Source organism: Achromobacter spanius (assembly GCF_003994415.1).
Lineage (GTDB): Bacteria > Pseudomonadota > Gammaproteobacteria > Burkholderiales > Burkholderiaceae_B > Achromobacter > Achromobacter spanius_C.
On the sequence record NZ_CP034689.1, the window covers coordinates 5,102,876 to 5,124,332 of the forward strand.

The window sequence follows — 21,457 nt, forward strand, 5'->3', positions numbered from 1 at the left end:
GCGCGGACTTGGGTGATTATCCGCGCGGATGGTGCGCGGCGTGCAGCGCCTTCAGGCGCTCGCGCGCGACATGAGTGTATATCTGCGTAGTGGAAATGTCGGCGTGGCCCAGCAGCATCTGCACCACGCGCAGGTCGGCGCCATGGTTAAGCAGGTGCGTGGCGAAGGCGTGGCGCAAGACGTGCGGCGAGAGCGGCGCGTGGATGTCGGCCAGCAACGCATACTTCTTCACCAACTGCCAGAACGCCTGGCGCGACATGGCTTCGGCGCGGCCGGTGATGAACAGCGCATCGCTCTGGCGGCCGGCGGCCAGTTCGAGGCGAGCGGTCTTCAGATACTGATCGATCCAGTGGGCCGCCTCGGCGCCCAGCGGCACCAGGCGGTCTTTGCCGCCCTTGCCCAGCACCACGCGCACCACGCCTTCATTCAGACTGACGTCCAGGGCGCGCACACCCACCAATTCGGACACGCGCAAGCCGGTGGCGTACAGCGTTTCCAGCATGGCGCGGTCGCGCAGGCCGCGCGGCTGCGTCACGTCGGGCGCGCGCAGCAAGGCGTCCACTTGTTGCTCGGACAAGGTCTTGGGCAGGCGTGGCGGCTGCTTGGCGGCGATCAGGGTCAGGCAGGGGTCGCGTTCCGAGCGATGTTCGCGCAGCGCCCACGCAAAGAAGCGGCGCAGCGCGGCCAGGCGGCGATTGGCGGTGGTGGCGCGGGTTTCTTCGTGGCGGAAGGCGAACCAGGCTTCGATGTCGGCTTTTTGCGCGTCGCACAGCGGTTTGGCCGGCCCCACGGGTAGCGTTTGAGCGCTTGCCGCGTCGCCCTGGCGGTCGGCCATTTCGCGGGCGTAGGCTTCCGGGTCTTCCAGCCAGCGGGCAAAGCCGGTCAGGTCGCGGCGGTAGGCGGCCAGCGTGTTGGCCGACAAGCCGTCTTCCAGCCACACGGCGTCAATGAAGGCGTCGATATCGGGCTGGGAAGCAAGCGGCGGGCGGGATGTCGTCATGCCCTTCGTGGTTTCCTTCGGCGTTCCCTTCGTCATGGCCTTCACCGTTCCCCCACCCCCGCCGCCGCCGACTTCAGCCAGGCTTCAAACAGCTTGAGGGCATCCGACCGGTCGCTGCGCTGCGGATAGCCAAAGTAATAGCCCTGGCTGACCGTCAGGGATTGCGGCACCGGCATGGCCAGCGTGCCCTGGTCCAACGCGGGTTGGGCCAGAAAGCGCGGCATCAGCCCCACGCCCAGACCGGCCTGCACCGCCGCCATCACCATGGTGAACAGTTCATAGCGCGGGCCGCCGGCCGCCTGCGGGCCATATAGATGGTTGTTGGCGGCATACCACTGGCGCCAGGCGTCCGGCCGCGACGCCAGGTGCAAGTGGGTCATGCCGGCCAGTACGCTGACGCCAGCCTGCGCCTCCTGGGCCGCCCGCGCGGCAAGTTCAGGCGCGCACACGGGCACCAATTCGCGCTCGGGAAACAGCAGCACGCCCTGGGTGCCGGGCCACAGGGCGTCGCCGTGATACACCGCACCGTCAAAGGGCTGGTCCTTGAACTGGAATGGCAGCGTGCGTACCGACAGGCTGACGGTGATGTCGGCATGCGCCCGCTGAAAATCCGCCAGGCGCGGGATGAGCCAGGTGGTGGCCAGCGTGGGCACCACCGCAATATGGATGCTGCGGCCCATGCCCGTGCGGCTGACCAGGCCAAAGGTGTCTTTTTCGATCTGATCCAGATGGTGACGGATCCGGCCGGCGTATTCGGCGCCGTGGTCGGTCAACACGATGCGGCGGCGCACGCGGGTGAACAACTGCACGCCCAGCCGCGCTTCCAGGCTGGCCACCTGCCGGTAGACGGCGCTGTGCGTCAGGGACAGTTCTTCGGCCGCGCGGGAAAAGCTGCCGAGCCGGGCGGATGCCTCGAACGCCTGCAGGGCGGTCAAGTTGGGAATGCCGTTTCTCATGGAGCAAAACTGCCTGAAAGCCAACGGGCACTACGTGCCGGGGAATCAATAGATTGTGCAATTTTATCAATTGCGTTGTGCGGCCAGGGCACATATCCTCGAGAGTCTTATCCTCGGCTACCCACGACACCCCACCATGTCTCAGCAAGATTCCCGCCTTGGCGGTCACATTCTGGTCGACCAACTGGTCGCCCAGGGCGTCAAACACGTTTTCTGCGTTCCCGGCGAGAGCTATCTGGCGGTGCTGGACGGCCTGCACGACGCGGATATCAAAGTTACCGTGTGCCGCCAGGAAGGCGGCGCGGCCATGATGGCCGATGCCCACGGCAAGCTGACCGGTGAACCCGGCATCTGCATGGTCACCCGTGGCCCGGGCGCGTCCAACGCGCTGGCCGGCGTGCACATCGCCAAGCAGGATTCCACGCCGCTGATTCTGTTCGTGGGCCAGATCGAACGCGGCATGCGCGAGCGCGAAGCCTTTCAGGAAATGGACTACCGCGCCGTGTTCGGCACGCAGGCCAAGTGGGTTACCGAGATCGATCAGGTTGAACGCATTCCCGAACTGATCTCGCGCGCGTTCCACATCGCCACGTCCGGCCGCCCCGGCCCCGTCGTGATCGCGCTGCCCGAAGACATGCTGGTGGAAGCCGCCAAGGTGGCCGACGCCCCGCGCTACGAATTGATTGACTCCGCGCCCACGGCCGGCCAGTTGGCCGACCTGGAAAAGTTGTTGGCCGACGCCAAGAACCCGGTCGCCATCCTGGGCGGCACCCGCTGGGACGCCCGCGCCGTGCAGCAGTTTGCCGATTTCGCGCAGCGCCATGCGCTGCCCACGGCGGTGTCGTTCCGCCGCCAGATGCTGTTCCCGGCGGATCACCCCTGCTTCATCGGTGACGTGGGCCTGGGCATCAACCCGGCGCTGCTCAAGCGCGTGGCCGATGCCGACCTGATCCTGCTGGTGGGCGGCCGCATGTCCGAAAACCCCAGCCAGGCCTATACGCTGCTGGACATTCCGGTGCCCAAGCAGAAGCTGGTGCACGTGCATCCCGACACCGCCGAGCTTGGCCGCGTCTACCGCGCCACGCTGGCCATCAACACGTCGCCCGCCGCGTTCGCCGAATCGCTGGGCAGCCTGAAGGCGCCGGCCAAGCCCGTGTGGGCCGAAGGCACGCAAGCCATGCGCGAGTCGTACCTGAAGTGGAGCGACCCGGAAGCCGTGACGACGCCGGGCGCGCTGCAGATGGGCCAGGTGATGGCGTATCTGGAAAAGACGCTGCCGGCCGACGCCATCATGACCAACGGCGCGGGCAACTACGCCACCTGGCTGCATCGCTTCCACCGCTTCACGCGCTTTGGCACGCAGTTGGCGCCGACATCCGGTTCGATGGGCTATGGCCTGCCCGCGGCAGTGGGCGCCAAGCGCGTCTGGCCCGACAAGACGGTTGTCTGCTTTGCCGGCGACGGCTGCTTCCTGATGCATGGCCAGGAATTCGCCACCGCCGTCCAGTACGACCTGCCCATCGTCGTGGTGCTGGTCGATAACGGCATGTACGGCACCATCCGCATGCACCAGGAAAAGCACTACCCCGGCCGCGTGTCCGCAACCGAACTGAAGAACCCCGACTTTGCCGACTACGCGCGCGCCTTCGGCGGCCACGGCGAGCGCGTCGAAACCACGGAACAGTTCGGCCCGGCGTTCGAACGCGCGCTGGCCAGCGGCAAGCCGGCCATCCTGCATTGCTTCATCGACCCCGAAACCATCAGCCCGTCGACGACCTTGGAAAAGATCCGCGACGCGGCGCTGAAAGCTCAGCACTGAACCCTCGACCGGGCCGGCAAACACGGCGGTGCGCCCCGGCGCGCCGCCCTCGGAAACCCGAACTTGCCGCCCGAATTATTTTAGGTTTAAACTTTCTAGATTCCGAATACGGATCCATAGCGGAGACCCAGCATGTCCTCGAATCCTTCTTTTCAATGGCAAGATCCCCTGTTGCTGGACCAGCAACTGACCGAAGAAGAACGCATGGTGCGCGACGCAGCCTATGCCTATTCGCAGGACAAGCTTGCCCCCCGCGTGCTGAACGCCTTCCGCAACGAGAAGACCGATCCGGAAATCTTCTCGGAAATGGGTGAACTGGGCCTGTTGGGCGCCACCATTCCTGAGGAATACGGCGGCGCGGGCATGAACTATGTCAGCTATGGCCTGATCGCCCGCGAAGTCGAACGCATCGACTCCGGTTACCGCTCGATGATGAGCGTGCAGTCGTCGCTGGTGATGGTGCCTATCAACGAATTCGGCAGCGAAGCGCAAAAGCAGAAGTACCTGCCCAAGCTGGCTCGCGGTGAATGGATCGGCTGCTTCGGCCTGACCGAACCCAACCACGGTTCCGACCCCGGCGGCATGGAAACCCGCGCCGTCAAGACGTCCGACGGCTACAAGATTTCCGGCAACAAGATGTGGATCACGAATTCGCCCATCGCGGATGTGTTCGTGGTGTGGGCCAAGTGCGTCGGCGGCGACTTCGACGGCAAGATCCGCGGCTTCATCCTGGACAAGGGCATGAAGGGCCTGTCGGCCCCGGCCATCCACGGCAAGGTCGGCCTGCGCGCCTCGATCACCGGCGAAATCGTCATGGACGAAGTGGAAGTGTCCGAAGACCAGATGATGCCCGGCGTGTCCGGCCTGAAGGGTCCGTTCACGTGCTTGAATTCCGCCCGTTATGGCATCGCCTGGGGTGCTGTTGGCGCCGCCGAAGCCTGCTGGCATACGGCTCGCCAGTACACGCTGGACCGCAAGCAATTCGGCCGCCCGTTGGCTGCCAACCAGCTGATCCAGAAGAAGCTGGCCGACATGCAAACCGAAATCACGCTGGCCCTGCAAGGCTGCCTGCGTTTGGGCCGCATGAAGGACGAAGGCACCGCCGCTGTGGAAATCACGTCCATCATGAAGCGCAATTCCTGCGGCAAGGCCCTGGACATCGCTCGCCTGGCGCGCGACATGCTGGGTGGCAATGGCATTTCGGACGAATTCGGCGTGGCCCGTCATTTGGTGAACCTGGAAGTGGTCAACACCTACGAAGGCACCCACGACGTGCACGCCCTGATCCTGGGCCGCGCCCAAACGGGCATCCAGGCGTTCTATTGATCGCTAGTCAGGCTTGAATGAAAATCCCGCTTTCGTGAAGAAGGCGGGATTTTTTTTTGTGGCGCCGGTTGATGGGTTACGCGCGCTATCCGACAGTGTCCTTGCCCCGGCATTCCCGCGCTCCACCCATCCTACGACGCGGTGCGGCGCGCGGCACATCCGCCAAAATCACACCCGCCATCGCGCAAACCCAACATCCCCCGCAAGCCGTAGGATGGGTGCAGCGCGCGATGCACCAGCCAAACGCACAACCCGCCATCGCGCAAACCCATCATCCCACCCCCGCCTAATTCTCCCCCGACAGATCAAACAAACTCGTCGCGTCCATTTCCAATACGCCTTCGTCGTGCTGATTGATCACCGTCCAGGACCACGTAATAATCCCCAGATCCGGGCGTGACGACGACGTTCTCGCGCCCTGCACACGTGCTTCCAATCGCAGGGTATCGCCCGGGCGCACCGGCGTGCGCCACCGCACTTCTCCCAAGCCCGGCGAACCGAACGATTCCGAATCATGCAGCGCGGCGTCCACCGCCATGCGCATGGCCAGCGCGCAGGTATGCCAACCACTGGCGATCAAGCCACCCCAGCGGCCCTCCGCCGCGCGCTTCGGGTCGGTGTGGAACCACTGCGGATCGAACTTGCGGGCGAACTCCAGGATCTCGGCTTCAGTGATGGTGACCGGACCGGCCTTGATCAACATGCCGTCTTTGAACTCAGCGAACTTCATTTGTTTTTTCCCCCGAAAAAGCAATCGGCGCGCTCAAGGCGCGCCGTGCTTTTCACGTATGTCACGCTTGTGTATGACGCTAATAAGTCTCGAAATGCAGGCGCCCTTCGCGGCGCAGCATATCGTGCAGGATAGACCAATCCTGCCCCCCTTGCATCGTCACGTCCCGCAAGGCGTCCAGCACGCCGACTTCCATGCCTTTCAGGCCGCACACATAGATGCAGGTATTGCGGTCAGCCAGCAATTCGCGCACCTGCCCCGCCCGATCGCGGATCAAATCCTGCACATAGCGCTTGGGCTGGCCGGGTTCGCGCGACAGCGCCAGGTTGATGTCAATGAAGTCGCGCGGCAGCTTCATCAGCGGGCCGAAATACGGCAGTTCGCGTTCGGTGCGCGCGCCGAAAAACAGCATCAGCTTGCCGTTTTCGCCGGTATCGATACGCCGCCGGTAACGCTCGGTCATCGCGCGCATCGGCGCGGAACCCGTGCCCGTGCATATCATGATGAGATTCGCGCGCGGGTGGTTCGGCATCAGGAACGTATGGCCAAAGGGGCCGATGACTTGCACCGTGTCGTTCTTGGCCAAATCGCACAAATAGTTTGAACACACGCCATGCGCGGCCACGCCGCCGTGGTCCTCGGTCACGCGCTTAACCGTCAGCGACAGGTTGTTGTAGCCCGCGCGTTCGCCGTCGCGCGGGCTCGCCAGTGAATACTGCCGCGCATGATGCGGCCGGCCTTGTGCGTCTACCCCAGGCGGCAGGATACCGATGGACTGGCCCTCCAGCACGGGAAACGGCAGTTCGCCAAAGTCCAGCACGATGTGATGGATATCGCTTTCCGTATCGGCGCCCGTCACGCGATAGTTGCCGACGACGGTCGCCGTCATGGGCGCCTTATGCGTGTAGAGATTGACATAGGGATGCGCGGCCGACCACGGCGGCACGGACGCGCCCGGCAGCGTGAATGTCGTTTGCGCGGCCGGTTGTGCAAGCACGTCGGACGCTTCATCCGAAGAAGGCGCTGCAGCAGTGGCATCATCCACCACCGGCAGCGCCTTTTCCTTGGGCAATTCTTCCCAGCCGAATTGCTCTTGCACCGAATACGCTTCGCTGCGCACCATCAGCCGCCAGTTGTCGATCGAGCCCGTCGGGCATGGCGGCACGCAGGCCATGCAGCCATTGCAAATGTCGGGGTCCACCACGTAGTTGTTGGAATCGTGCGTGATCGCGTCGACCGGACAGGTCTCTTCGCATGTGTTGCAGCGGATGCAGATCTCGGGATCGATCAGGTGCTGCTTGAGCACCTGTGCGGGTAAGGGAGCGTTCATCGCGGTCTTCCCAATGCGCGGGCGGGCGGCACGCGCGCGCCGCCCTTGTCGCCTTCAGTTGAAACGGACGTAATCAAAATTCACCGGCTGGCGATTCACGCCCATGACAGGCGGCGCGATCCAGTTGGCGAACTTGCCGGGTTCCGTCACCCGGCCCATCAACGACGCGACAAACGCGCGGTCTTCGGGCGTGGGCAGCCACTTGTGGCTGTTGGCCTGCCACTGCGCTTCCGACACGATCTCGCCTTCGGGCGACATGCGGATGCCGGCCAGCGTGCCGATCTGCCGATTGAACGCCTTGTGCGGCACCTGCAGGCGGAACGGAATGCCGCTTTTTTCGATGACCTTGTTCCAGCGACCAATCCCCGCCACCGAATCGCGGATGAAGTCATCGCGCAGCACTTCGTTCAGTGCGTTCAACATGGGGACTTCAACCTCGTTCAGCTTGCCGTTGTTCACGCTCAGCACGCGATAGGTGTCGTTCTTCAATTGGTGATCATCGGTGCGCTTGGACTCTTCATAGCGGCCCTTCAAGCCTGAGCCATAGAAAATGGCGGCGTTGGAAGATTGGTCTGCGCCGAACAGGTCGATGGTGACGCTGTAGTGGAAATTCAGGTAGCGCTGGATGGTGGGCAGATCAATCACGCCGGCCGCGCGCACACTTTGCGGGTCGTCGGTCTTCAACTGGTTCATCACTTCGCAAGTGCGCTGGATCACGCGCGAGATACCGGATTCGCCCACGAACATGTGGTGCGCTTCTTCGGTCAGCATGAACTTGGTGGTGCGCGCCAGCGGGTCGAAGCTGGACTCCGCCAACGCGCACAACTGAAACTTGCCGTCGCGGTCGGTGAAGTAGGTGAACATGTAGAAGGCCAGCCAGTCCGGCGTCTTCTCGTTGAAGGCGCCCAGGATGCGCGGGTTGTCGGCATCGCCCGACGTGCGCTGCAACAGCGCGTCGGCCTCTTCGCGGCCATCGCGGCCAAAGTAGCGATGCAGCAAATACACCATGGCCCACAGGTGGCGGCCTTCTTCGACGTTGATCTGGAACAGGTTGCGCAGGTCGTACTGCGACGGCGCGGTCAGGCCCAGGTGGCGTTGCTGTTCGATCGAGGCGGGCTCGGTGTCGCCTTGCGTGACGATGATGCGGCGCAGATTGGCGCGGTGTTCGCCCGGCACGTCCTGCCACACGTCGCGGCCGATGTTCTCGCCGAAGTGGATCTTGCGCTGCCCGTCCTGCGGCGCCAGGAAGATGCCCCAGCGGTAATCCGGCATGCGCACGTGGTCGAAGTTGGCCCAACCATCGGGCTCCACGCTGACCGCCGTGCGCAGGTACACGTCGAAGCCATGCGAGCCGTCAGGCCCCATGTCTTGCCACCATTGCAGATAGTTGGGTTGCCAGTGTTCCAGCGCGCGTTGCAAGGTGCGATCGCCGGACAGGTTGACGTTATTGGGGATCTTATCGGTGTAGTTGATTCCAGACATTGTCTCGCTCCTTGTTTGTTTTCAGGCCGGGCGTCTACGACTGATTTCTTAGACCCGCTTCCAGTCGAACGCGGCCTGCTCGCCCTTGCCGTAGAGCTTTAGCGCGCCCTTGTCGCCGGCTGCGTTGGGGCGGTTGAAAATCCAGTTCTGCCAAGCCGTCAGGCGCCCGAAGATGCGCGTTTCCATCGTTTCTTTTCCGCCGAAGCGCAGGTTGGCTTCCAGCCCGGTCAAGGCGTCGGGCGACAGCGCGCGGCGCTCTTCCAGCATCATCCGCACCTCGTCGTCCCAGTCGATGCTGTCGGGCGCATAGGTCACCAGGCCCAGGTCCAGCGCGTCGGTGGCGGACAGGGCTTGCCCGGCGCGGGCGCGCACGGCTTCCAGCGGTGCGGTCTCTTCGTAAAAGCGGCGCTGCAAGCGGCTTTGGCCGTTCACCATTGGATAGGCGCCGAAGTTGCGTTCACCTACAACGATCCGCGCGGCAGGCGAGTCAACGTCTGCATCCGCATCCGCTTCGCTATCCAGCATGTAGCTGCGATCAGCCGCCAGCGCGAGTTCCAGCAAGGTGCCCACAAAGCACGACTTGGGTTCGATCAGCGCGAACAGGCTGCGCGACGTGACGTCCAGGCGCGCCAAGGTGCGGCGCAGCATGCCGGCCGTTTCGCGCACGAACCAATGGCCGGCATGCCGTTGCAACGCGGCGTCGGCGGCCAGCACGGCATTGGCATCGCCTTCGGTCTTGAAGATCCAGGTGCCGATGTCCAGCTCGTTGGTGCGCATCGTCAAGATGGCGTCGTCCAATTCGCGCGCCATCTGCAAGGGCCACCACGCGGCGCCAGCGGCCAGGATGTCCGCCAGTTCGGATGGCGCCTCGCCTTCCGGGGCGCGCACGGTCCAGGTTGCCAGGCGCTTATCGCGGTCAACCTGAATATCCACATAGCGGTACGACAAATGGTCCGCGCCTTCGGTGCGTTCGATCGGCGTCAGCGCAATGCCGGCGTCTTCCGCCTGGCGGTCGCTGCCTGCGGCCAGCGCCATCGCCCGTTCACGCACGGCCGCTTCAAAGCGCGCGGGCTTGACCACGTCGTCAACCAGCCGCCAGTCCTTGGCGCGCTGGCCGCGCACGCCTTCGACCAGCGTGCAGAAGATATCGGCATGGTCATGGCGCACACGGCGCTTGTCGGTCACGCGGGTCAGCCCGCCCGTGCCGGGCAGCACGCCCAAGAGCGGCACTTCGGGCAGCGCCACCGAGGACGAACGGTCGTCCACCAGCAGGATTTCGTCGCAGGCCAGGGCCAACTCGTAACCACCCCCGGCGCAGGCGCCGTTCAGCGCGGCGATGAATTTCAGGCCGCTATGGCGGCTGGAATCTTCAATGCCATTACGGGTTTCGTTGGTGAACTTGCAGAAGTTCACCTTCCAGGCGTGCGACGACAAGCCCAGCATGAAGATGTTGGCGCCCGAACAGAAGATGCGGTCTTTCATGCTGGTGACGACGACGCTTTTCACTTCGGGGTGTTCGAAGCGGATGCGTTGCAGCGCGTCGTGCAGTTCGATGTCCACGCCCAGGTCGTAGGAATTCAGCTTGAGCTTGTAGCCGGGGCGCAGGCCGCCGTCTTCGGCCACATCCATCGCCAGCGTAGCGACGGGGCCGTCAAACGACAGGCGCCAATGGCGATATTGGTCGGGCTGGGTGCGGAAATCGACGCGGGCTTCCGTCATCGATTCAGACCGGGTGCCGCCGCGGACTTCCGCCCCATTTGCGGTGCTGCTCATCGTGTGTCTCCTCGTACGCCCTGCCTGGACAGGAAAAATACTGCATCACATGAATTATTATGCAGATTAGTTCAGGCAAAAAGGCGCGTCAAGCAAGACATGCAAGAAAGTGCAGTTTTATAGAGGCAGGCCGCAGGCCTTGCGAACCTGGGTGCGCAGGCCGGCAAAGCTCTCCTGCACTTCCAGGTTGCTGGTGACCCAGGTCAGGTCGGCCTTCTCGTAGAAAGCCTCGCGCCCGGCCAGGATGCGCTTCAGGTCGGCCATGGCTTCGTTATTGCCCGACATGGGACGGAAGTCGCCCTGCGCCATGACGCGGCCCATGTGCTCTTCGGGCGTGGCGCGCAGCCATACCGTGTAGCAGTGCGCCAGCAGCAGGTTCAGCGTGGCCGGTTCGGACACCAGCCCGCCGGGGGTGGCCAGCACCATTTCCGGGTAGATCTGCACCGCCTCTTCCAGCGCCCGCCGTTCGTAGCGGCGGTAAGCATTGGGGCCGTACAGATTATGGATTTCCAGGATGCTGCACCCCGCCACGCGCTCGATCTCGCGGTTGAGTTCAACAAAGGGGTAGCCCAGGTCGTCGGCCAACATCTGGCCCAAGGTGGACTTGCCCGCGCCACGCAACCCGATCAGCGCCACGCGCTGCGTGCGGTTGGGCCGCTGCGCCCCCGCGCCCACGCCAAACAGTTGCGTCAAGGCTTCGCGCGCGCGTTGCAGGTCGGATTCCGTGCGGCCGCTGAGCAATTCGCGGATCAGCAGCCAGTCGGGCGATTCGGTGGTGACGTCGCCCACCAGTTCAGCCAGCGCGCAATTGAAGGCGCGGGCAATCTGCAGCAGCACCAGGATGGACGCGTTGCCCACCCCATGTTCAAGATTTGCCAAATGCCGTTCCGACACGCCCGTTACCTGCGACAGGCTTTTGCGGGTCATGCCGCGTATGGCTCGCAGGCGGCGCACGCGCTCGCCCAAGGCCACCAGGAAAGCTTCCCGCCTGGGTTCGGTTGGCGCCGCATCTAGCGCTTGATTCATGTTTGGCTGACTCCGCAAATACCCTGATACGCCATGTTTTATGCACTATAGTGCTTGACCCTTTCGTATGGAAGCACTATTTTTCCTTCCAAGCAGTTCCAAGCCGTTATCGCGCAACAAAGCAGCATTCAAGTTCATGCCGCTTCCAAGGCGCCGACAGTGTAAAGGAGGAGTCCCGGTGAGCACGCCAGATCAATTCCATGCCCTGATGCGCGAGGCCACGCGCCTGGTGGCGAACCAGCCGCTGGATGACGGCTTGCAGGCGATGCTGAACCGCGAGGCCGGCCCCGACAGCGCGCTGTACCAGAACATCTTCGCCGCCTGTAGGCAGGGCGTGGCCGACGGCTGGATGTGCAACCGCGAAGGCGGCGGCATCCGCTACGGGCGCGTCATCAAGCCGGCGGAAGACCTGGCCGGCTGTTCGGTGGACGTGGTCGACATGGACGACCTGGCCGGCCCCCACCACGCCCATCCCAATGGCGAAATAGACCTGATCATGCCGCTGACCACCGACGCGCGCTTTGATGGCCACGGCGCCGGTTGGCTGGTCTACGGCCCCGGCAGCGCACACAGCCCTACCGTGACGCAGGGCCGCGCGCTGGTGTTGTACCTGCTGCCCGGCGGCGCCATCGAGTTCACACGGCCCGGCGGCTGACGCCGGCGCCAACCCGCCAGGGCAAACAAAAAAACACAGCCATGGCGCGCCCCCACCAGGACATCAGGAGACAACCGTGAACACCTGCCCCGCCGAACTCAACTTCGCCAGCCATCTGGCCGCCCTGAACGCCGCCCGCGCAGCCAAGCCCGCCTATATCGACGACAGCCGCCAGCTTAGCTACGGTGAACTGGCCGAGCGGGTCGCGCGCATGGCGGGCGCGCTGCGCCAGTTGGGATTGCGTCGCGAAGAACGCATTCTGCTGTTGATGCAGGACACGGTGGATTGGCCCGTTGCCTTTCTTGGCGCGCTGCATGCCGGCGTGGTGCCCGTGGCCGTCAACACCCTGCTGACGCCCGACGATTACGCCTACATCATCACGCACAGCCGCGTGCGCGCCGCGTTTGTATCGGGCGCGCTGCTGCCGGCCTTGCAGGCGGCGCTGGCGCAATCGCCCGGTGACGTTGAACATGTAGTGGTATCACAGCCCAATACGGCACAGTTCAATACGGCACAGCCCAATACTGCACAGCCGAATCCGGCGCACCCAACAAGTGCCCTGCCCGCCGCCGTTCAAGACTTCGACGCCCTGCTGGCCGCCGCGCCGCTGGCCCCCGCCGTGCGCACGCTGTCCGACGAAATTGCGTTCTGGCTGTATTCATCGGGTTCCACCGGCAAGCCCAAGGGTGTGGTGCATACGCATGGCAACCTTTGGCACACGGCCGAACTCTATGCCAAGCCCGTGCTGGGCATCCGCGAAGACGACGTGGTGTTTTCCGCCGCCAAGCTGTTCTTTGCCTACGGCCTGGGCAATGGCCTGACCTTTCCGCTGTCGGTCGGCGCCACCGTCATCCTGATGGGCGAGCGCCCCACGCCGCAGGCCGTGTTCCAGCGCCTGACACGACATCGCCCCACCGTGTTCTACGGCGTGCCCACCTTGTACGCCAGCATGCTGGCATCCCCTGATTTGCCACCGCGCGAGCAGGTGGCGATGCGGGTCTGCACGTCGGCCGGCGAAGCCTTGCCGCGCGACATCGGCGAACGCTTCACGCGGCATTTTGGCTGCGAGATCCTGGATGGCATCGGCTCCACCGAGATGCTGCACATCTTCATTTCGAACCAAAGCGGACAGATCCGCTACGGCACCACCGGCAAACCGGTGCCGGGCTACGAAGTGCAGTTGCGCGACGACAGCGGCGCGCCCGTGGCGGCCGGCACCATCGGCGACCTCTACATCAAAGGCCCCAGCGCCGCGCTGATGTACTGGAACAACCGCGACAAGACGCGCCAGTGCTTTCTGGGCGACTGGTTGAAAAGCGGCGACAAATACACCTGTGACGCCGACGGCTACTACACCTATGCCGGCCGCAGCGACGACATGATCAAGGTCAGCGGCCAGTATGTGTCGCCCGTGGAAGTCGAGAACGTGCTGGTGCAGCACGAGGCCGTGCTGGAAGCCGCGGTGATCGGCGTGCCGGACCACGACGGCCTGGTCAAGACCAAGGCCTACGTGGTGCTGCGCCCCGGCTTCGAGCCCGACGCGCAGACCGGCGCCGCGCTGCAAAGCTATGTGAAGCAGCACCTGGCGCCCTTCAAGTATCCGCGCCAGATCAACTTCACCGAAGAGCTGCCCAAGACGGCCACGGGAAAGATCCAGCGCTTCCGGCTGCGTCAGCTGGAAGAAGCAACGCTATGAATCCCCCTCGCCGGCATTGTCGGCGCGTTGGTTAAACCCGGCCGGCCTTGTGCCAGCCCATGATAAGCACGGAGACAAACCATGAACCACGCCCTGACCCGGGCTGCGATTGCCGCGGCCCTGACGTTCGCCGCCAGCGGCGCGCAGGCCGCCGACAAGATCAAAGTCGGTTTCATGCTGCCCTATAGCGGCACCTACGCCGCGCTGGGCAACGCCATTGAAAACGGCTTCAAGCTGTATGTTGCCGAGCAAGGCGGCAAGCTGGGCGGACGCGAGATCGAATACTTCAAGGTCGATGACGAGTCCAACCCCGCCAAGGCCGCTGAAAACGCCAATCGCCTGATCAAGCGCGATCAGGTCGACATGCTGATCGGCACGGTGCACTCGGGCGTGGCGATGGCGCTGGCCAAGGCCGCGAAAGACAGCGACACCACGTTGATCGTCACCAACGCGGGCGCCAACGCCATCACCGGCCCGTTGTGCGGCCCCGGCATCTTCCGCACGTCGTTCACCAACTGGCAGCCGGCCTATGCCATGGGCCCCGTGGCCTACGCCAAAGGCCACAAGACCGCCGTCACCATCACCTGGAAATACGCAGCGGGCGACGAGGCCATCGGCGGCTTCAAGGAAGGCTTTGAGAAAGCCGGCGGCAAGGTCGTGAAGGAATTGAGCCTGCCCTTTCCCAACGTGGAATTCCAATCGCTCCTGACCGAGATCGCGGCCACCAAGCCCGACATGGTGTTCACTTTCTTTGCGGGCGGCGGCGCGGTGAAGTTCGTGCAGGACTATCACGCGGCCGGCCTGGACAAGACGATTCCGCTGTACGGCTCGGGCTTCCTCACCGACGGCACCTTGCAGGCGCAAGGCGCATCGGCGCAAGGCCTCTTGACCACACTGCACTATGCCGATGGCCTGAACACCCCGCGCGACAACGCCTTCCGCGCCGACTACGCCAAGCACTACAAGGTGCAGCCTGATGTGTACGCCGTGCAGGGCTATGACGCCGCGCAACTGATGCAGTCGGGCCTGTCGGCCGTGAAGGGCGACTTCACCAAGAAGGCGGACTTCCGCCAGGCGATGCGCAGCGCCACCGTGGACAGCCCGCGCGGCCCCTTCACGCTGTCGGCGGCGGGCAACCCGGTGCAGGACATCTATCTGCGCCAGGTGGATGGCCTGGAGAACAAGGTCGTCGAAGTCGCCGCGAAAAAGCTGGCCGATCCCGCGCGCGGCTGCAAGCTCTGACGCCCTCAGGCAATAAGGACGCCCCATGGACATCAGCATCCTGCTTATTCAAAGCCTGAACGCATTCCAGTACGGCTTGCTGCTGTTCCTGGTGGCCAGCGGCCTCACGCTGATCTTCGGCATCATGGGCATCATCAACCTGGCCCATGGCAGCTTCTACATGATTGGCGCCTACATGGCGTTTGCGCTGGGGCCGGTGCTTGACCGCTGGCTGGGCGGCGGCTTCATCGCCACCCTGGCCGTGTGCGTGCTGCTGGCCGGAGTGCTGGGCTATGTGCTGGAAGCGGCGTTCTTCAGCTACCTGTACCACCGCAACCACTTGCAGCAGGTGCTGATGACCTACGGGCTGATTCTGGTCTTTGAGGAATTGCGCAGCATCCTGGTGGGCAACGACGTGCACGGCGTGCCACTGCCCGCGTGGCTGCAAGGCAGTATCTCGCTGGGCGGCGTGATGACGTATCCGGTGTACCGGCTGTTCATCTCGGCCGTGGGCATTGCGGTGGCGCTGTTGCTGTATTGGGTGATTTCGCGCACCCGCCTGGGCATGATGCTGCGCGCCGGCGCCAGCAACCGCGAAATGACCGCGTCCCTGGGCATCGACGTGAACAAGCTGTACCGGCTGGTGTTCGCGGCCGGCGTGGCCTTGGCGGCACTGGCCGGCACCATTGCCGCGCCCGTGTCGTCGGTGTATCCCGGCATGGGCAACGGCGTGCTGATCATCTGCTTCGTGGTGGTGGTGATAGGCGGCATCGGGTCGATACGCGGCGCTTTCCTGGCCGCGATGCTGGTGGGCTTTGTGGAAACTTTCGGGCAGGTGCTGTTTCCGTCGGCGGCGGGCGTGCTGGTGTATCTGCTGATGGCCTTCATTCTTCTATGCAAGCCCGAAGGGCTGTTCAAACAGGGCTAGCCATGCAGAAACTGCTTCCCATCGCAACGCTGCTGGCGCTGGCCGCATTTGCCGTCAGCGGCAGCGACTACTACACCGGCCTGGCCGTCAAGGTCATGATCTACGCCATCTTCGCGTTAAGCCTGCAGCTGCTGGTGGGCGGCGCGGGGCTGGTCAGCCTGGGGCACGCCGCCTTCTTCGGCATCGGCGCGTATGCGGCGGCGCTGCTGTCGCCGGAATCCCAGGCAGGCAACCTGTGGTGGCTCTTGCCCGCCGCCCTGTTGGCGGCGGCGGCCTATGCGCTGGTGACCGGCGCGCTGGCGCTGCGCACGCGAGGCGTGTACTTCATCATGGTGACGCTGGCCTTTGCGCAGATGGCCTACTACGTCTTTCACGACACCGACTTCGGCGGCGGCAGCGATGGCATCTACCTGTATTTCCGGCCTGAACTTCTGGTGGGCGGCTGGATGCCGTTTGACCTGGGCAACGCCACCACCTTCTACTTCTTCGTGCTGGCCTGCCTGGCGCTAAGTTGGGGCTTTCTGGCGCTGCTGCGGCGGTCGCCCTTTGGCGCGGCACTGGCCGGCATCCGCATCAACGAACAACGCATGCGCGCGGCCGGCTATTCCACGTATCCGTACAAGCTGACCGCCTACGTGGTGGGCGCCACGCTGGCCAGCCTGGCGGGCTTTCTGTTCGCGCTGAAAGACGGTTTCGTCACGCCGGAACTGCTGGCCTGGGAACAATCGGGCCTGGTGTTGCTGATGGTGATTCTGGGCGGCATGGGCAGCCTGGGCGGCGCGGTGATCGGCACGGTGACGCTGGTGCTGATGCAAGAGTTATTTCAGTCGCAGGCGCTGTTTGGCGACTACGCGCGCCATTGGCATCTGCCGCTGGGCATTGCCATCATTGCGCTGGTGGCCTTGCTGCCCAATGGCATTGCGGGCCTGCCCGCGCAATGGCGCCAGCGCCGCGACAGGCGCGAGGCCCGCGCGCATGCCGCATCCGGCGCCAGCACACTGGCGCCTTCCGGCCCGGCGCGCCCCGCCCCCCGCCTGCCCATTCAGGAAGAACGCCATGTCTGATTGCCTGCTTGCCGCCACCGACGTTACACGCCGCTTTGGTGGACTGACGGCGGTCAACGGGGTATCGCTTGCGCTGGCGCGCGGCCAGGTGCATGCCGTCATTGGCACCAACGGCGCGGGCAAGTCCACGCTGATCAACATTCTATCGGGCGAACTGGCGCCCAGCAGCGGCCAGGTGATGCTGGGCGGACGCGACATCACCACCTGGCGCCAACCGCAACGGGCTCGCGCCGGGCTGGGCCGCAGCTACCAGCGTTCAACACTATTTCCCGAACTGAGCGTGTTCGAGAACTGCCGCCTGACGGCGCAGGCAGCGCGCCAGCGCTTCTGGCATTGGTGGCGTTCGGCGTCGGACTGCCGGCGCAGCGCCGAACTGGCGCATCACGCGCTGGAACGCACGGGGCTGACGGATGACGCCACACGCCCCGCCGGCCTGCTGCCGCACGGCCGCAAGCGCCAGCTTGAAATCGCCATGTGCCTGGCAGGCGAGCCGCAGGTGCTGCTGCTGGATGAACCCTTGGCGGGCATGGGCCCCGAAGAAACCGACCGCATTCTGGAACTGCTGCAAAGCTTGAAATCGGGCCACGCGATTCTGCTGGTGGAACACGACATGGACGCCGTGTTCCGCATTGCCGAAACCATCACCGTGATGGTCAACGGCACCGCCATCGCCAGCGGCGCACCGGCCGCCATCCGCGCCAACGCCGACGTGCGCACAGCCTACCTGGGCGAAGACGACCGCCCCGGCCACACACCAGGAGACCCCGCATGCACGCACTGATCGAAGCCGGCGGGCTGCATGTGTACTACGGCGCCAGCCACGTGCTGCGCGGTGTGGACATGCATATCGGGTCGGGGGAATCCGTGGGCCTGGTGGGCCGCAACGGCATGGGCAAGACCACGCTGATACGCAGCCTGATGGGCCAGGTGAAAAGCACGCGCGGCCAGGTGCGCGTGGCGGGGCGCGATTGCACCCGCGCGCCGGCCCATGCCATTGCGCGCATGGGCGTGGCTTACGTGCCTGAAGGGCGCGGCATCTTCCCCAACCTGAACGTGCGCGAAAACCTGCAAGTGGCGGCGCGGCCCAGTGTCAGCGGCGAACGGGCCTGGACCTATGCGCGCGTGCTGGACACCTTTCCGCGACTGCGCGAGCGGCTGGGCCATGGCGGCCAGCAGTTGTCGGGCGGCGAACAGCAGATGCTGGCCATCGGCCGCGCGCTGATGACCAACCCCGACCTGCTGATTCTGGACGAAGCCACCGAAGGGCTCGCGCCGCTGATCGTGGCGGAAATCTGGCGCATCATCCGCGAGATCCGCGCGACCGGGATGTCTACGTTGATCGTGGACCGCAACTATCGCGCGGTGCTCGAACACACCGACCGCTGCCTGGTGATGGAAAAAGGGCTGATCGTGGAAGACGGCGATAGCGCGTCGCTGGCCCGGCAACCGGAACAACTGACGCGCTATCTTGGCGTGTAAAGACGCAGCCCTAGATGATCGCCTCGATCAGGAACGGCCCACGGCGCTTCAGGCCATCGGCCAGCGCGCGCGCAAAGCCTTCCACCGTATCCACGCTGACCGCCTCCACGCCCATGCCGCGCGCCAGGTGCGTCCAATCCAGATAGGGCTCTTCCAGGTCCAGCATGCGGCGGGCGTTGCGGCCCGGTTCCTTCACGCCCACGTTCTTCATTTCGCCATGCAGCGTGGCGTAAGAGCGATTGGCCAGGATGACCGTCAGGCAATCCAGGTTTTCGCGCGCCTGCGTCCACAGGGCTTGCAAGGTGTACATGCCGCTGCCGTCGGCTTGCAGCGTGATGACCTTGCGATCCGGGCAAGCCACCGCCGCGCCGGTTGCCAGTGGCAGACCGATGCCGATGGCGCCCCCGGTCAGCATCAGCCAATCGTGCGGCGCGCTGCTGGCGCTGTAGATAGGAAACTCGCGGCCCTGCGTGATGGACTCATCGCACACAATGGCTTGCTCGGGCAAGGTGTGGGCGATAAGAATGTTCACGGCGGCGCCGGTCAGCTTGCCGGAGGACGGCACTTCATAGGCCGCGGCCGGCGTGGCCAGGCGCGGCGCGTCGGCGGCAATGCCAAGCTCATCGGCCAGCCATTCCAGCGCATGGGCAAGATCTTGTTCGGCGGATGCCAGCACCACCTGGTTGCTGTCGGGCGGCGCCAGCAGGCTGGGCTTGCCGGGGTAGGCAAAGAAACCCACCGGCGCCTTGGCGCCCGCCAGCACCAGGTGCTTCACGTCTTTCAGCTTGGCCACGGCCAGGTCAATGGGATAGGGCAGCCGGTCAACCGGCGTGCGCGCGCCGCCGCGTTCAATGCGGCGGTTCGAGGTTTCGGACATCAGGCGCACGCCGGTCGCGCGAGCGATACGGCCAGCGGCGTTCAAGGCGCGTTCACGCAGCGCCGCGCCGCCCAGCATCAGCACGGTGACCTCGCCCGAGCGGATGGCGGCGGCCGCCGCGCGCACGGCCTCGGCGGAAGTCTGCGCCAGGGGTAAGTCCTTTACCTGCACGGGCGCGGGCGCGCCGTCGGGCAGATCGGTCCAGGCGGTGTCGGCGGGCAGGATCAGGGTGGCGATGTTGCCGGGCGCCTGACGCGCCACGCCAATGGCCTCGGCGGCATCCGCCGACACGGCGGCGGCCGTCATCGTGCGCTTGACCCAGTGCGACATCGGACGCGCCACGCCTTCCACGTCGCTGGTCAGCGGCGCATCGTATTGCACGTGATAGGTGGCGTGGTCGCCCACGATATTGACCATGGGCGTGCGTGCGCGCTTGGCGTTGTGCAGGTTGGCCAGGCCATTGCCCAAGCCAGGGCCCAGGTGCAGCAAGGTGGCGGCCGGCTTGTCGGCCATGCGCGCGTAACCGTCGGCCGCGCCCGTCACCACGCCTTCGAACAGGCCCAGCACGCAACGCATCTTGGGTTTGCGATCCAGGGCCGCGACAAAGTGCATTTCCGATGTGCCGGGGTTGGCAAAACACACGTCTACATCGTTGGCCAGCAAGGTATCGCAGAGACTGTCAGCGCCGTTCATGATTTTCCCTAGTCGTTTTAAATGGCGATGCGGGCGCATGCGCGCCCGCCTGATATGCATGATAGGTAGCGTATCAAAAACGCGATAGACCCATTTCCGCTTGCGGGCATGGAACCATTTCCGGCACATTCCGGCAGGCGAAATAAAAAGGGCCTGCATCAAGCAGGCCCCGTACCTTCAGCCAGGAATCTTCAGGCAGGCATCTTCAACCCCACCACGTCAGCGAATCGGCCACGGATACATGGCGCCGCCGTTGCTCCACAGCGCATTGGTGCCGCGTTGCAGGCCCAGCTTGCTGTCCTTGCCCACGTTGCGCTCGAACACTTCGCTGTAGTTGCCCACGGCCTTGATGGCGTTGTAGGCCCATTTTTCATCCAGGCCCATGTTCTTGCCCGCCCCTGGCGTCACGCCCAGGATGCGCAAGACGTTCGGGTTCTTGCTTTTCAGCATGTCATCAACGTTCTTCTGCGTGATGCCGTATTCCTCGGCTTCCAGCAAGGCGAACAGGGTCCAGCGCACGATGCTCAACCAGTTCTCGTCGCCCTGGCGCACCATGGGGCCCAACGGTTCTTTCGAGAAACGTTCCGGCAAAATCTCGTAGTCGTCGGGATTGGCCACTTGCGTGGCGCGCACGGCGGCCAGTTGCGAGGAATCGTCGGTAAAGGCATCACAGCGGCCGGCTTCAAAAGCGCGCACCACTTCCGTCACCTTGTCGATCACCACCGGCTTGAATTCAATACCGTTGGCGCGAAACCAGTCGGCCAGATTCAGTTCGGTGGTGGTGCCGGGCTGCACGCAAATGGTGGCGCCGTTGAGGTCCTTGGCGCTTTTCACGCCCAGCTTCTTGCTGACCAGAATGCCCTGGCCATCGTAAAAGCTGGCGGCCACGGCGGCCAGGCCCAGCGAGGTGTCGCGCGTCTGGGTCAGGGTGACGGTGCGCAGCAGCACATCGACCTCGCCCGACTGCAAGGCGGTGAAGCGTTGCTGGGTCGACAGCGCGGTACCTTTGAATTTGCTCGGGTCACCGAACACGGCCGCGGCCACCGCGCGGCAGATGTCCACGTCCATGCCCGCCCATTCGCCCTTGCTGTCGGTGGCCGAGAACCCCGAGACGCCGTCGCTCAGGCCGCACTGCACAAAGCCCTTTTTCTTCACCGCGTCCAGCGTGGGGCCGGCAAGTGCCGCCTGGGACGCGCAAGCCAGGGCCAGAGCGCCGGCCGCCAACCATGTTGACCGATTTATTGACCACTTCATTGACCGCTTCATCGCGCTTCTCCTGAAGGTGAAATCCGCGCCAGATTACGCCATGTCCACCCCGTGAACAACGCGGCTTTCCCTAGTGCTGCTTAAAGAATGACGAGTCTGATAGATACCTGCATTTGTCCGGTGATCGAACTTAATC

18 protein-coding genes are annotated in these 21,457 nt (G+C 64.5%); 9 read left to right on the forward strand and 9 right to left on the reverse strand.

All coding sequences use genetic code 11. From position 1 onward, the window contains the following. Positions 1–16: 16 nt before the first annotated feature. Together xerD and ELS24_RS23365 are read right to left on the reverse strand one after the other, a co-directional pair. Positions 17–1,000 (reverse strand): site-specific tyrosine recombinase XerD, encoded by a 984-nt coding sequence (gene xerD, locus ELS24_RS23360; protein WP_050449777.1) that lies wholly within the window; start codon positions 998–1,000, stop codon positions 17–19. A 41-nt stretch (positions 1,001–1,041) separates the two neighbouring features. Then, positions 1,042–1,956, reverse strand: a complete 915-nt coding sequence (locus tag ELS24_RS23365; protein WP_050449760.1) for a LysR substrate-binding domain-containing protein — start codon at positions 1,954–1,956, stop codon at positions 1,042–1,044. 136 nt (positions 1,957–2,092) lie between these two features. Here ELS24_RS23365 and ELS24_RS23370 point away from each other — a divergent pair, with 136 nt between their 5' ends. Then, positions 2,093–3,775, forward strand: a complete 1,683-nt coding sequence (locus tag ELS24_RS23370) for a thiamine pyrophosphate-binding protein (RefSeq protein ID WP_127185475.1) — start codon at positions 2,093–2,095, stop codon at positions 3,773–3,775. A 132-nt stretch (positions 3,776–3,907) separates the two neighbouring features. Further along, complete coding sequence (locus ELS24_RS23375) at positions 3,908–5,101, forward strand: acyl-CoA dehydrogenase (protein WP_050449758.1); 1,194 nt, start codon at positions 3,908–3,910, stop codon at positions 5,099–5,101. A gap of 286 nt (positions 5,102–5,387) precedes the next feature. Here the strand turns inward: ELS24_RS23375 and ELS24_RS23380 are convergent, their stop codons facing one another. From ELS24_RS23380 to ELS24_RS23400, 5 genes are all read right to left on the reverse strand, one after another. Further along, entirely contained in the window at positions 5,388–5,831 is a 444-nt protein-coding gene (locus ELS24_RS23380; RefSeq protein ID WP_050449757.1) for a MaoC family dehydratase, read from the reverse strand. A 79-nt stretch (positions 5,832–5,910) separates the two neighbouring features. After that, entirely contained in the window at positions 5,911–7,161 is a 1,251-nt protein-coding gene (gene boxA / locus ELS24_RS23385; RefSeq protein ID WP_127185476.1) for a benzoyl-CoA 2,3-epoxidase subunit BoxA, read from the reverse strand. 54 nt (positions 7,162–7,215) lie between these two features. Beyond that, positions 7,216–8,643, reverse strand: a complete 1,428-nt coding sequence (gene boxB / locus ELS24_RS23390) for a benzoyl-CoA 2,3-epoxidase subunit BoxB (RefSeq protein WP_050449755.1) — start codon at positions 8,641–8,643, stop codon at positions 7,216–7,218. Positions 8,644–8,691: 48 nt separating this feature from the next. After that, a complete protein-coding gene (gene boxC / locus ELS24_RS23395; RefSeq protein ID WP_127186438.1) occupies positions 8,692–10,362 on the reverse strand; it encodes a 2,3-epoxybenzoyl-CoA dihydrolase in 1,671 nt (556 codons plus the stop codon). Between the two features lie 171 nt (positions 10,363–10,533). Beyond that, a complete protein-coding gene (locus tag ELS24_RS23400; RefSeq protein ID WP_050449754.1) occupies positions 10,534–11,442 on the reverse strand; it encodes a helix-turn-helix transcriptional regulator in 909 nt (302 codons plus the stop codon). 178 nt (positions 11,443–11,620) lie between these two features. On the opposite strand from ELS24_RS23400, the gene ELS24_RS23405 reads away from it, so the two are divergent. The 7 genes from ELS24_RS23405 to ELS24_RS23435 all read left to right on the forward strand — a co-directional run bounded on the left by ELS24_RS23405 (position 11,621) and on the right by ELS24_RS23435 (position 18,485). Then, positions 11,621–12,097: a DUF4863 family protein gene (locus ELS24_RS23405; protein WP_127185477.1), complete on the forward strand. Its 477-nt coding sequence runs from the start codon at positions 11,621–11,623 to the stop codon at positions 12,095–12,097. 76 nt (positions 12,098–12,173) lie between these two features. Continuing rightward, on the forward strand, positions 12,174–13,793 hold the full coding sequence (locus tag ELS24_RS23410) for a benzoate-CoA ligase family protein (protein WP_127185478.1): 1,620 nt from the start codon (positions 12,174–12,176) through the stop codon (positions 13,791–13,793). Between the two features lie 81 nt (positions 13,794–13,874). After that, the gene (locus tag ELS24_RS23415; RefSeq protein ID WP_050449750.1) at positions 13,875–15,035 is read left to right on the forward strand and encodes an ABC transporter substrate-binding protein; all 1,161 of its coding nucleotides are present in this window, start codon (positions 13,875–13,877) and stop codon (positions 15,033–15,035) included. A 25-nt stretch (positions 15,036–15,060) separates the two neighbouring features. Continuing rightward, positions 15,061–15,942: a branched-chain amino acid ABC transporter permease gene (locus ELS24_RS23420; RefSeq protein ID WP_050449749.1), complete on the forward strand. Its 882-nt coding sequence runs from the start codon at positions 15,061–15,063 to the stop codon at positions 15,940–15,942. A 2-nt stretch (positions 15,943–15,944) separates the two neighbouring features. Continuing rightward, positions 15,945–17,006: a branched-chain amino acid ABC transporter permease gene (locus ELS24_RS23425; RefSeq protein ID WP_127185479.1), complete on the forward strand. Its 1,062-nt coding sequence runs from the start codon at positions 15,945–15,947 to the stop codon at positions 17,004–17,006. Further along, positions 16,999–17,787, forward strand: a complete 789-nt coding sequence (locus tag ELS24_RS23430; protein WP_050448843.1) for an ABC transporter ATP-binding protein — start codon at positions 16,999–17,001, stop codon at positions 17,785–17,787. The genes ELS24_RS23425 and ELS24_RS23430 overlap by 8 nt, the downstream gene beginning before the upstream one ends. Further along, a complete protein-coding gene (locus ELS24_RS23435) occupies positions 17,775–18,485 on the forward strand; it encodes an ABC transporter ATP-binding protein (RefSeq protein WP_050448842.1) in 711 nt (236 codons plus the stop codon). Before ELS24_RS23430 ends, ELS24_RS23435 begins: the two co-directional genes overlap by 13 nt. Positions 18,486–18,495: 10 nt before the next feature. On the opposite strand, the gene ELS24_RS23440 is transcribed toward ELS24_RS23435, so the two are convergent. Both ELS24_RS23440 and ELS24_RS23445 read right to left on the reverse strand, forming a co-directional pair. After that, on the reverse strand, positions 18,496–20,055 hold the full coding sequence (locus tag ELS24_RS23440) for an acetolactate synthase large subunit (RefSeq protein WP_127185480.1): 1,560 nt from the start codon (positions 20,053–20,055) through the stop codon (positions 18,496–18,498). A 219-nt stretch (positions 20,056–20,274) separates the two neighbouring features. After that, positions 20,275–21,309, reverse strand: coding sequence for an amino acid ABC transporter substrate-binding protein (locus ELS24_RS23445; RefSeq protein ID WP_127186439.1), 1,035 nt, complete (start codon positions 21,307–21,309; stop codon positions 20,275–20,277). Positions 21,310–21,457: the final 148 nt, after the last annotated feature.